Annotated in this window: 10 protein-coding genes; 5 read left to right on the top strand and 5 right to left on the bottom strand. The window is 63.9% G+C overall.

What is annotated here, in order from left to right; translation table 11 throughout:
* Positions 1–142: 142 nt before the first annotated feature.
* Positions 143–289: a hypothetical protein gene (locus tag EDC35_RS18490; protein ID WP_165903364.1), complete on the top strand. Its 147-nt coding sequence runs from the start codon at positions 143–145 to the stop codon at positions 287–289.
* A 7-nt stretch (positions 290–296) separates the two neighbouring features.
* Here the strand turns inward: EDC35_RS18490 and EDC35_RS06335 are convergent, their stop codons facing one another.
* Together EDC35_RS06335 and EDC35_RS06330 are read right to left on the bottom strand one after the other, a co-directional pair.
* Positions 297–3,236 carry an ATP-binding protein gene (locus EDC35_RS06335; protein WP_132976407.1) on the bottom strand — a complete coding sequence of 980 codons (2,940 nt, stop codon included), beginning with the start codon at positions 3,234–3,236 and terminating at the stop codon, positions 297–299.
* 150 nt (positions 3,237–3,386) lie between these two features.
* Positions 3,387–4,256 (bottom strand): CPBP family intramembrane glutamic endopeptidase, encoded by an 870-nt coding sequence (locus tag EDC35_RS06330; protein WP_132976406.1) that lies wholly within the window; start codon positions 4,254–4,256, stop codon positions 3,387–3,389.
* A gap of 180 nt (positions 4,257–4,436) precedes the next feature.
* On the opposite strand from EDC35_RS06330, the gene EDC35_RS06325 reads away from it, so the two are divergent.
* The 3 genes from EDC35_RS06325 to EDC35_RS06315 are packed head-to-tail and all read left to right on the top strand — an operon-like array spanning position 4,437 to position 8,713.
* On the top strand, positions 4,437–5,702 hold the full coding sequence (locus tag EDC35_RS06325) for an MFS transporter (RefSeq protein WP_132976405.1): 1,266 nt from the start codon (positions 4,437–4,439) through the stop codon (positions 5,700–5,702).
* 58 nt (positions 5,703–5,760) lie between these two features.
* Complete coding sequence (locus EDC35_RS06320; RefSeq protein ID WP_132976404.1) at positions 5,761–6,759, top strand: DUF58 domain-containing protein; 999 nt, start codon at positions 5,761–5,763, stop codon at positions 6,757–6,759.
* The gene (locus tag EDC35_RS06315; RefSeq protein ID WP_132976403.1) at positions 6,728–8,713 is read left to right on the top strand and encodes a transglutaminase TgpA family protein; all 1,986 of its coding nucleotides are present in this window, start codon (positions 6,728–6,730) and stop codon (positions 8,711–8,713) included. Before EDC35_RS06320 ends, EDC35_RS06315 begins: the two co-directional genes overlap by 32 nt.
* A 116-nt stretch (positions 8,714–8,829) precedes the next feature.
* On the opposite strand, the gene EDC35_RS06310 is transcribed toward EDC35_RS06315, so the two are convergent.
* On the bottom strand, positions 8,830–9,054 hold the full coding sequence (locus EDC35_RS06310) for a hypothetical protein (protein WP_132976402.1): 225 nt from the start codon (positions 9,052–9,054) through the stop codon (positions 8,830–8,832).
* A gap of 133 nt (positions 9,055–9,187) precedes the next feature.
* Between EDC35_RS06310 and EDC35_RS06305 the strand changes: the two genes are divergently transcribed.
* On the top strand, positions 9,188–9,658 hold the full coding sequence (locus tag EDC35_RS06305; RefSeq protein WP_132976401.1) for a tRNA (cytidine(34)-2'-O)-methyltransferase: 471 nt from the start codon (positions 9,188–9,190) through the stop codon (positions 9,656–9,658).
* Positions 9,659–9,709: 51 nt separating this feature from the next.
* Here the strand turns inward: EDC35_RS06305 and EDC35_RS06300 are convergent, their stop codons facing one another.
* Both EDC35_RS06300 and secB read right to left on the bottom strand, forming a co-directional pair.
* Complete coding sequence (locus tag EDC35_RS06300; RefSeq protein ID WP_132976400.1) at positions 9,710–10,717, bottom strand: NAD(P)H-dependent glycerol-3-phosphate dehydrogenase; 1,008 nt, start codon at positions 10,715–10,717, stop codon at positions 9,710–9,712.
* Entirely contained in the window at positions 10,714–11,187 is a 474-nt protein-coding gene (gene secB / locus EDC35_RS06295) for a protein-export chaperone SecB (protein ID WP_132976399.1), read from the bottom strand. The genes EDC35_RS06300 and secB overlap by 4 nt, the downstream gene beginning before the upstream one ends.
* Positions 11,188–11,196 lie beyond the last annotated feature (9 nt).

The following is an 11,196-nucleotide window of genomic DNA, read 5'->3' as shown; positions in this document are numbered from 1 at the left end:
TCACCGAACCTCAGTCGATCAGTCGCCTGCGGAGCGTCATCGAAAATTCTCTGGTTGAAACCTCCCACTTCAGGGGGATAATGCCGCGCGGGAGAGGCGCCACCTCTCAACTTTTCGCCCGCCAACGAATGAATCCGAGACGATGCCTGTTCTGCTGCGTAAATTTCTTGGTCTGCTGCTGATTCTTGCCCTCATTGGTATCGCCTCCGAACAGGCGCTGCTGGTGTCCTGCTCGCCATCAACCATGAGTGGCAACGGATCGCATCCGGCCATCGCGCCGCCGCGCTGAGACGCTGTCAATCCTGTCTGAATTCGTAACCCGACTGAGATCGGGCCGGCGTCAGCCACCGGGCCAGAATCCCATACAGCACCTCTGGAACGACCGGCTTGGGGATGAAATCGTTCATCCCGGCAGCGAAACAGCGTTCGCTGTCTTCGGCGAAGACATTGGCGGTCATCGCCAGAATCGGCAGATCGGCGTGGCCGGGAAGCTGACGAATGGCGCGTGTGGCTCCGATGCCATCCAGGTTCGGCATCTGCATGTCCATCAGGATCAGATCGTAATCGGCGTCCTGAGCCATCCTGACCGCCTCTGCCCCATCCGCCGCCAGATCGACTTGCAGTCCGACATCCTCCAGCATCAGCCGCGCGACCTCCTGATTGATCGGATCGTCTTCGGCCAGCAGGATGCGCGCCCCGTGATACCCGTCCTTCAAGCGCGCAACGGGCTGATCGCATGACGGCTGCGCGGTGAGCGATTGACTGCCGCGCCGGAGACGCACCGTCAGCCAGAATCGCGCCCCCTGACCCGGCGTGCGCTCCACACCGACCTCACCGCCCATCAAGCGGGCGATACGACGGTTGATCGCCAGCCCCAGACCGGTGCCACCATATTTGCGCGTGGTCGAGTTGTCAGCCTGCTCGAAGGGTGAAAAGAGTCGGGCGCGCTGTTCGTCGGTCACACCGATACCCGTGTCGCTGACCTCGAAGCACAGCAGATAGCCGTCTGGCGTTGCCTCCAGCACGCGCGCGCTGAAATCGATGTGGCCGGCATGGGTGAACTTGATCGCATTGCCCAGATAATTGATCAGTGCCTGCGCCAGTCGGGTCGCATCGCCGCACAGCGCCTGCGGCATGCCGGAGACATGGATGCGCAGCGTCAGACCCTTTTTCTTCACCTCCTCACGGATGAGCGCAAAGACTGTGTTCAGCATCTCGGCCAGCACGAAATCCTTTTCTTCCAGCACCAGCTTGCCGGCCTCGATCTTGGAGAGGTCGAGGATGTCATTGAGGATGCCGAGCAGGTGTTTGCCGGAGGCGGCAAGGGTATCGAGCTGAGCCGCCTGCTCGGGCGTCACCCGCCCGCGCCGCAGCACATGCGCCATGCCGAGGATGCCATTCAGGGGCGTGCGGATCTCATGGCTCATGTTGGCGAGAAAGGCGCTCTTGGCGATGTTCGCCGCTTCCGCCTCTTCTTTGGCGACCGTCAGCTCGTTTTCGATCCGCTTGAGCGGGCTGATGTCAGTGAAGGTCACGATCAGTCCGTCCTCGAAAATCTGGCCGCCGATCAGGAGCGTCAGCTCCTCGCCCGCCCTGGTCCGCACACGATAGTCGAGGCTCTCGACAATGCCGTCAGACACCTGCGCACGCTGCAGGACCGCAGTCCAGCGCTGCCGTACCCATTCGCGATACGCAGGATCGGGAAAGGCCATCGACCACCAGCCTTCGAGTGTGAACAGATCGCCCTCCCGATAACCAAAGAGCGTGATGCAGCGCCGATTGAGCGATTCAATGACATCGCCCTTCAAATAGGCCAGAGCGACCGGCGCGGCATCGAACAGCAGCCGGAAAAAACGATCCTTTTCCGCCGTGATCGCCGCCTCCTTCATGCGGATCAGCGCCAGCTCGGATTCGCGACGCTGAGTGATGTCGCGCGACAGCATGAGAAATCGGGTTGCGCCATCCGCTTTCGACTCACTGCATGTCGTCGAGAGCTCAAACCAGTGCTCACCGTCATCCATCGCCAACTGAATGGAGCGGCCATAGTCGCTGCCCGTGCGGGCGGCGGCCTGGATGGAATCCATGACCGTGCGGGCGGCGGACTCAGGCAGGATGTCACTGGCCTTGCGCCCGATCAAAACATCCTTGGGCGCCGCCAGCAGAACTTCCGGTTTGGCGAAAACATCCAGGTAGCGTCCGTCGGAATCGAGTTTGAACAACAGATCCGGGATGGCGTTGAGGGTTGCCGCCAGATTGTCATTGGCCTCCTGAATGGCGTCATGCGCGGCCTGTAATTCAGCGAGCGCCAGTTCGAGCGCGGCGGTCTTGGCGACCACCCGTCGGCGCAGCAGCAGATTCCACAGCGCCAGCAGTGCGCCGCACAGGATCATCAGGAGCCCTCCCCACACCAGATGGCGGGTGTAAAGAAACGCGCCTGGCACCGAAACGAGCCATTTATCTCTGAGTGCATCGATCTCGTCCGGGGTGATCGCCTGCATCCCCTCCTCCACCCGTCTCAGGGTGTCGGTCTCGCCCTTGCGCACGGCGCGGTGGAACTGGCCTTCGTAGAGCGCGAACGCCTTGATGAACTCATGCTGGGCCTGGGCCTGATAGAGATAAAAATTGGCCGGATATTCGTCGAGACAGAACACCTTGATGTCCTGTCGCCGGGCGGCGGCGATCAGCTCCCGGTAATTGCGGTATTCGATCAGTTCGTTGATGCCGTTTTCGTGCAGTTTGTCGATGCAGGCGTCACCCTCCTGGACGCCGATCTGAAAGCCTTTGAGCGTCTGCACGCTGTTGATGCCGCTGATCGAGGCATGCGCGAAGATCGCCACCGGCAGATTGGTGTAGGGCGCGGAGAAGTCATACAGGGGTTCGCGGGGAGCGGTGCGATAGATGGCGTCGATGACATCCGCCTGACCGGACTGGATCATCGCCTGGGCCTCCGCCCAGTTCGTCGCGGTCAACCTGACCGGGATGCCGGTCCGGCGCTCCCACAGTCGCCACAGATCGACAATGAAGCCTTCCGGGATCCCGTCAGCATTCCGAAAGACATAGGGCGGGAAATTATCGTCGGTGACGACATGAAGCGATTGAGGCGGTGGAGTCGGCCCGGCGGGCAAGCCCGTGGCCGTACCCGCACCCATCCAGACTCCCAGCCCGCACAGGAGACAGAACGCGAGCATCCGCCCACGAACTCGATCCAGGCTGTATCGCTGCCAAATTCCAATCATCGTCTGATCTCCCTTGAGACAACGTGGCAATCTGTAACCTCTTTCGACAGGATCAGCAGAATTAAAACAGTGATTTAAGAAATCATGTCAATCCTGTCTAAGAATCAGACCGCAACAGCATACCGAGTGAGCTGCGCTTTGCCCGGCCAGTCATCGCCTCTCACCCTGTCGGGTCAGCGCCCCGTAACCCAACGCCAGCAGTCCGATCCAGAGCGCCGCCAGCCAGCCGATGGTGCCATCGTACCCGCCCACCAGGAACGCCAGCCCGGACGATTCGTTGCCGTCCGTGACCCGACGGGTGGTCTGGATCACGAACACCCAGCCCGCATGCAGCCCGATACACCAGCCGATGTGCCCGGTGCGTTCACGCACCAGGGCCAGAAAAAGACCGACCAGAAAGAGCGCGACCAGCGAATCCAGATGCTTCCATTGGAAGACATCGACGAAGACCTGGACGAACATCCAGAGGCTGCCCGAACCGTCGAAGGCCATGCCCTCAGGCAGCGCGCCCGGTTTCATGAAATGCAGCAGGGCATAGAGCAGCGAGGACCAAATAAGCGCCGACGCCAATCCATCCCGTCGCCGGATCGCCGTATAGAGCGCGCCGCGAAAAAAGGTCTCTTCCAGCACCCCGATCAGCAACCCGCCGATCAGCGCCTGTGCAACGTTGCCAAGGATCGTGGACCAGTCGGCCAGATTTGGATCCGGCACGCGGATCTCCAGCGCCAGCAGCGCCAGCACCAGCGCCAGCAGGATCGCCACGCCCTGGACCCAGCCCCAGCCGACCGCGCGGCGCAGCGCCGGCCCGCTCACGCCATAACCCAGCGACGCGCGGTCGGCGAGCTGGAGCAGCCGGAGCAGCGGCCAGATCCCGAGCAGGATGAAGATCTGCGCCAGCCGGCTCATGACCCGATGCGGTTCAAGCTCGATCCAGCCGGTCGCCAGCAGGGCTGACGCGACGAACGCCGCGAGGACGAAACAGAGGAAACAATAAGCGAAAAAGAGCAGCGTGGCGCGCATGAAAGGGTTCCGGTCGAGAGCGGCGTCCCATTGTCGCGACATTCGGAGAGGACCGCAAAGCGCGGATCCCGCCAGGATGGCGGGTTGGACTGCGCCAGCGAATCCCCATCATGGCTTTTCAGACCATGCGGCATTCGCTCAGGATCAGACCTGAACCGCGCCCTCCAGTCGGAGTCGCCCATGACCAACGCCGATCCCCGCCCATCCGCCGGCCGCCTGACCGGGCTGTCCATCTATCTTGGCGTCGTGCAGTTCTTTCTGCTGGCGACCTGGGTTCTTTATGTCATTTTCCTGCCGGGACTGCTCGCATCGGTCGGGATCGAAAAACACTGGACGGGCTGGGTTCTGCTGGCGGATCAGGTGCTCTTTGCCTGTTTCGATATCGCCGCCGGCTTTGCTGCGGATCGCGCCTTCCGGCTCTACGCGCGAATTGGCTATGCGGTCATGGCGGTCACGGTGCTCTCCTGTCTGGCCTTTCTGGCGCTGCCCTGGCTGCCGCAACTCGGTGCCGGGCCGGAGCTCTTCCTCGCCGTGACGGCGCTGTGGGTGGTCAGCTCGTCCGCCCTGCGCGCACCGCTCTTCGGGTTGCTCGCGCGTCATGCCGCCAAGCCTGCCGTCCCGCGTCTGGCCGGATTCGCCCTGCTCGGCATGGGCGTGGCCGCCGCACTCTCGCCCTATCTCGGAACCCTGATGACCGGTGTGGATCCGCGTCTGCCCTTTGCCGTGTCGAGTCTGGCGCTGCTGCTGGTCGCGACCGGGTTGATCGCCGCCGAGCGGCACGGCGTCCCGGTCGCCGCAGCGGCGCCCGACGTGCCATCGTCTCCGCTCCCGGTCTGGGGCTTTCTGCCAGCGGTGCTGCTGGCTGCCCTCGCGGTGCAGATTGCCGTCTTCATTCAGGCCGCACCGCGCTATCTGCTTGATGTCGATCCGTCGCAACTACCCTGGCTCCTTCCGGTCTTCTGGATCGGCTTCAGCCTTGCCGCCTTCACGGCTGGCCGTCTCAGCGCCCGCTGGGGTGCGGCGCGGGTCTTCGCTGCGTCCTGTCTCCTGGGTGGTTTGGGGCTGTGGCTGACCGGCCTGACGGGGCTTGAGGCCGCGCTCGGCGGTTATCTGCTCGCCGGGCTGGGCTGGGGGACGGCGCTTGCGACCGCCTTCGGTCTGGCTGCGGATTGCGGACGCCCGCAACGGATTGCGACCTATACGGGGATCCTGTTCGCCGTGCTGGCCGGCGCCGCCTTTCTGCGTCTTGGGATCAACCTCGCGGGCTGGCCCAAACAGGCGGATCTGGCCCCGATCCTCGACTGGGCGCCCATGATGAGCTGGCTGCTGGGGGGATTGCTTGTGCTGCTGGTCAGCCTGAACCGGGGACTGGCCGGATCACAGAACGGTAAAGACTTGCGGATCAGACGAAAATCGACCGGGTCCGAAACCCCGCCGCAGCGTTAAACCGCATCGACCGGGATTGATCGCATTGTCAAACGCATCCACCTCGACACGACCCGGCATGACCGGCGCTTTCGCTCAGATCGCCGCACGTTCGCGGCAGTCATTCAGCAACCTGCTGCGCCGGGTGCCGACCGGCGCCGATGGCGTGGCGCGGGTCGGTGCGCGGCAGATCTATATCCTGCCGACCCGTACCGGATTGATGTTCGGCACGGTGCTGATGGTGATGCTGCTGGGATCGCTCAATTATCAGAACAATCTCGGGCTGCTGTTCACCTTTTTTCTGGCCTCGGTGGGCCTGGTCGCCATGCATCACGCCTGGTTCAATCTGCTCGGGCTGGCGGTCCAGGTGCGCGGCGGGCCGCCGGTCTTCGCTGGCGAAACCGCGACCTTCGAGGTGACGCTGCGCGCCGAGGGTCAGCGCCCGCGCCATGACATCCAGCTCCGCAAGGACGCGGACGCCCCACCGCCGGTCCATGTGCCGGACGGGGATCAGCGGCTGGTGTCGCTCGGGCTCCCGGCAGCGCGGCGCGGCAGGCTGCGGATCAAAGACCTGATGATCGAGACCCGTCATCCGATGCAGCTCTTCCGCGCCTGGTGTTATGTGGCGACGGATGCCGCAACCCTGGTCTATCCGCTGCCGGCACGGCAGGCGCCCGAGCCAGGACATGACGCTGGCGATGCCCGCCGCCCGCATCGGACCAGGGGCGAAGGCGCCGAGGATTATGTCGGCTCGCGCGGCTATCGGCATGGCGATTCGCCGCGACACATCGACTGGAAGGCCTATGCCCGCGAACGCGGCCTCTTCGTCAAGCAGTATGGCGGCGATCAGGGGCAGGAGGTCTGGATCGACTGGTCGCGTCTCAGCGCGCCGGATCCCGAGATCCGTCTCGGTCTGCTGACCCGGCAGGTGCTGGATGCCGACGCCGCCAATGTCCGTTTCGGGCTGCGTCTGCCGGGCGTGGTTGAAGGTCTGGCGCAGGGTCAGGCCCATACTCAACGCTGTCTCACCCGGCTGGCGCTCTTCGATGATACCCACGCAACCGATTCCATCCATTGAGCGGCCCGATGCCGCGCAGACGCTCTGGCTCAGTCTGCTGGTGCTCGCCGCCGCTCTGCCGCTGACGCCCTATCTGCACTGGCAGGTCAGCGCCTTTCTGCTGTTCCTGTTCGTCATCCGGCTGGCCGGGCTCAGGTGGCACACGGCGCTCCCCGGCACCTGGATCCGCGCGCTGCTGACGCTGGCCGGGGTGGCGAACTGTCTGCATGCCAATCACAGTCTGGTCGGCCAGGACGGCGGGACGGCGCTCTTCGTCACCATGCTCGCGCTCAAGCTGCTGGAACTGGGCAGTAAGCGCGATCTGCGTCTGGTCGCCATCCTGCTCGGCTTTCTGATCGTGATCCAGTTTCTGTTCGATCAGTCGCTGCCGCTGACGCTCTATCTCGGGGTCATGGCGGTCGGCGCGGTCGCCATGCTGGTCGATCTGAACGGCGGTCTGGGTGAGGCGCGACTGCGCTCAACCCTGCGCATTGCCGCCAGTCTGTCGCTCCAGGCGCTGCCCCTGACCCTGGTGCTCTTCGTGCTCTTTCCGCGTCTGAACGCGCCGCTCTGGAGTCTGGGCGTGGACACCACCAAGGGACTGACCGGGATGTCGGACAGCATGGAACCGGGTGCGATCAGTGAACTGGTCGTCAATGGCGAACTGGCCTTTCGGGTGCGCTTTGATCGTCCGCCGCCGAATCCGAATCAGCTCTACTGGCGCGGCCCGGTACTGTGGGAGATGGATGGCCGCCGCTGGTCGCCCGGCGATCTTCCCGCCGGATCAAGCGCGGCCCCGCTTGTGGAATCGGGCAACCTGATCGATTACGAGATCCTGCTGGAGCCGAGCGGCAAACGCTGGCTGTTCGCCCTGGATCTGCCGCTCGATACGCCGGACGAGTCCAGCCTGGATGCCGATTTCCAATTGCTGTCACGCCAGTCGCTCACCGCCGTCAAACGCTACCGAATGCGTTCCGCGCTCGACTATCGCACCGCCGAACCGGATGCCCGAGAGCGGGAGCGGGGATTGCAGCTCCCTGACAACATCACCCCGCGCATGCGTGCGCTGGCGGACGAGTGGCGAACGCGCAGCGCGAGCGACGCGGAACTGGTCCGGCAGGGACTGGCCTTCTTCAATCGCGAGGCCTTCCATTACACCCTGCTGCCGCCGCGACTCGGCGCCAATCCGTCCGACGAATTCCTGTTCGAGACCCGCAGCGGTTTCTGTGAACACTATGCCAGCAGCTTCGCGCTGCTGATGCGCACCGCCGGTATTCCAGCGCGGATCGTGCTCGGCTATCTCGGCGGCGAGGCCAACGCCATCGGCGGCTATCAGATGGTCTGGCAGTCGGACGCCCATGCCTGGGTGGAGGTGCTGCTCGACGGACAGGGCTGGGTGCGGGTCGATCCCACCGCCGCCGTCGATCCGTCGCGGATCGACAACCGCAGCGCCTCACAGCTCATCGGCGGCGGCACCTCGGTTCGCTTCGATCTGGCTCAGGCCAGCGCGCTGGCGCAGTTCGCCAGAAACCTGCGTCTGCTGGCAGACACGCTCGACGCCACCTGGCAGAACTGGGTGCTGGATTTTTCGGCGAAGGACCAGTTTGCCCTGCTGGAGCGCCTGGGATTCGGCGGGCTGCGGGAATACGGACTTGTGGTGCTGATGGTGCTGGCGGTGTCGCTGACGCTCGGACTCATCCTGCTCGCGCTGCTGCGCGACCGGACGCAGCCGGATCCGCTCGACGCGCACTATGCACGCTTCTGCCAGCGGCTCGCCCGCGCCGGTCTGCCGCGCCGTCCCAGCGAAGGTCCGAGCGATTTCGGCCAGCGGGTGATGACGCAGCGACCGGACCTGACCCCGCCGGTGAGCCGCTTCCTGGCGCTCTATATCCCGGCGCGCTTCGGCCCGCGCCAGAGCCGCGAGACCATCGGACTGCTCGCCAGCCAGCTACGCGGCTTCCGTCCACACCGCTGAACCGCGTTCAGCCTGACAGAGGCTGTTTCGCGCAAGGGACGCCCTTGCAGCAACCAACCGCGTTTGGTGCGAGGCGGTTCAGGTAAAATCGGGGTTCAGGTGTCCCGGCAACCCGCTCAAGAACGCGAGGTGCCGACGATGGTGTGGGCAAGGTTCACAACGCGATTGGCAAGATCCTGATAGTCCTGGCGATAAGTCGCCAGCAGACCATCGGACACCCCCCAGTAATCCTTGCCCGAGACACCATGCTGATGCTCGTAATCAATGAACTGACTCTGCATTTCCAGCATTTTTTCGATCAGTTCCTGCTTTTCCTGTTTCAACGCGGCGATGTCGCTCATGAACCTGTCCCCCAGCGGTTGTTGGTCAAATGAGAAAAGCAAATTCAGTGCATACTGAAACATTAATATACCACGCGCAAACGAATGCCGGTCAAGCCGACAGGGTTCTCGCCGACTCAACAATGGGCACAAGATGTTTGAGGTGATTCTTTACGAGCCCGAGATTCCGCCGAACACGGGCAATGTGATGCGTCTGAGCGTGAATGCGGGGGCGCGTCTGCATCTGATACAGCCGCTCGGATTCTCGCTGGATGACCGTCTGCTGCGGCGGGCGGGACTCGATTATCGCGAATGGGCGGATGTCCGGCTCCATGACTCGCTGGACGACTGCCTGGCCAGTCTCGCCTCACCGCGTCTCTATGCTGCCAGCACGCGCGGCGGGCGGGCCTACACCGAGCCCTGCTATCAGGCGGGCGACGCGCTGCTGTTCGGGCCTGAGACACGCGGTCTTCCCGGCGCGGTGATCGATGCCGTACCGGACGGACAGCGCATCCATATCCCCATGTTTCCGGGCAATCGCAGCCTGAATCTGTCGAATGCGGTGGCCGTGGTGCTGTTCGAAGCCTGGCGTCAGCAGGGGTTTGCGGGCGCGGCGCGGCGATGAATCAGCCACCAGCGGTCAATTTTCAGCCGCTGGCGGCTGGAAGCGCTTATATCAACCGAACTCCGGCCTGGGCTCGCGCTCCAGCAGCGCACGGGTCGCCTGATCGGGCGAGACCTGTTCATAGAGCACGCGGTAGACCTGCTCGCTGATCGGCATCTCGATACCCAGTCGCGCGGACAGGCGATGCATCGCCAGTGCCGTGACGACACCCTCGACCTCCTGACCGATGACGGCCTGCGCCTCGGCAAGATTCTGCCCGCGCGCCAGCGCCAGACCCAGACGGCGATTGCGCGACTGATCGTCGGTACAGGTCAGCACCAGATCGCCGATCCCGGCCAGTCCCATGAAGGTCTCGGCGCGTCCGCCCAGGGCGGTGCCGACGCGGATCAGTTCGGCCAGACCACGGGTGATGAGCGCGGCGCGCGTATTGGCGCCAAAGCCCAGACCATCGGCGATGCCGGTGGCAATGGCGAGCACGTTCTTGGCCGCACCGCAGACCTCGACGCCGACCATGTCGGTGCTGGTATAGGCGCGAAAGCGTTCGCCGTGCAGCAGACGGGCCATACGCTCGGCGAAGTCCGCCTGCGCAGAGGCGACGGTAACGGCGGTCGGCAGACCATGCGCGACCTCCTGGGCGAAGCTGGGACCGGAGACCACGGCGAGCGGTCGCGCGCCAAGCGTTTCCTGTGCAACCGCATGCAGCAGTTGCCCGGTCTTGACATCCAGACCCTTGGTGGCCCAGGCCACGCCGAGCGTCGCGGGCAACCGGCGGCTCAAATCCTCGGCGACATGCCGGAAGGCATGGCTGGGCACCACGACCAGACAGTCGCTGGCATCGGCCAGCGCCTCGTCGAGCGAATCGGTCGGAATCAGCGTTGCTGGCAGCGGATGACCGGGGAGAAACTGACGATTCTCACCGTCCTGGCGCAGCGCCTCGATCTGTGCCGTCTCATGCCCCCAAAGCCGCACCCGATGACCGTTGCGACAGAGCAGCAGTGCGAGCGCGGTGCCCCAGGAGCCCGCACCCAGCAGGGCGACCGTGGCGGCGGACTCGCTCAATGTTTGGCACCTTCGGCTTGAGCCTCTTCCATCGCCTGCTGATGGTGCTGGGCGAAGAGAGCGTCGAAGTTGACATGTTGCAGCACAAGCTGCGGAAAACTGCCTTTGACCACCAGATCGGAAACCACTTCGCGGGCGTAGGGAAAGAGCAGGTTCGGACAATAAGCGCCGAGCATCGGCCCCATCTCCTGTTCGCTGAAGCCGCCGATGCTGAAGATGCCGGCCTGATGGACCTCGACGATAAAGGCGGTCTTGTCTTCGATCTTGGCGGAAACCGTCACCGACAGCACGACTTCGTAGATGTTTTCGGCAAGCTGGTTGATCCTGGTGTTGAGGTTGAGTTCATGCGTGGGCTTCCATTCGCCACGGAAGATGTCCGGCGCATTCGGCGATTCGAATGACACATCCTTGGTGTAGACGCGCTGGACGGAAAACTGTCGCTCGGTGGGGGACTGCTCGTGTTCGGTCATGCCGGATTC

This window comes from Thiobaca trueperi, from assembly GCF_004342175.1.
Taxonomy (GTDB): Bacteria; Pseudomonadota; Gammaproteobacteria; order Chromatiales; family Chromatiaceae; genus Thiobaca; species Thiobaca trueperi.
The sequence above is the reverse complement of the archived record's forward strand: the minus strand, read 5'-3'. Positions and strand labels throughout refer to the sequence as shown.

Coding starts and splice junctions, on each gene's coding strand:
- EDC35_RS18490 (WP_165903364.1), top strand. CDS start 143: ATGCCTGTTCTGCTGCGTAAATTTCTTGGTCTGCTGCTGATTCTTGCC.
- EDC35_RS06335 (WP_132976407.1), bottom strand. CDS start 3,236: ATGATTGGAATTTGGCAGCGATACAGCCTGGATCGAGTTCGTGGGCGG.
- EDC35_RS06330 (WP_132976406.1), bottom strand. CDS start 4,256: ATGCGCGCCACGCTGCTCTTTTTCGCTTATTGTTTCCTCTGTTTCGTC.
- EDC35_RS06325 (WP_132976405.1), top strand. CDS start 4,437: ATGACCAACGCCGATCCCCGCCCATCCGCCGGCCGCCTGACCGGGCTG.
- EDC35_RS06320 (WP_132976404.1), top strand. CDS start 5,761: ATGACCGGCGCTTTCGCTCAGATCGCCGCACGTTCGCGGCAGTCATTC.
- EDC35_RS06315 (WP_132976403.1), top strand. CDS start 6,728: ATGATACCCACGCAACCGATTCCATCCATTGAGCGGCCCGATGCCGCG.
- EDC35_RS06310 (WP_132976402.1), bottom strand. CDS start 9,054: ATGAGCGACATCGCCGCGTTGAAACAGGAAAAGCAGGAACTGATCGAA.
- EDC35_RS06305 (WP_132976401.1), top strand. CDS start 9,188: ATGTTTGAGGTGATTCTTTACGAGCCCGAGATTCCGCCGAACACGGGC.
- secB (WP_132976399.1), bottom strand. CDS start 11,187: ATGACCGAACACGAGCAGTCCCCCACCGAGCGACAGTTTTCCGTCCAG.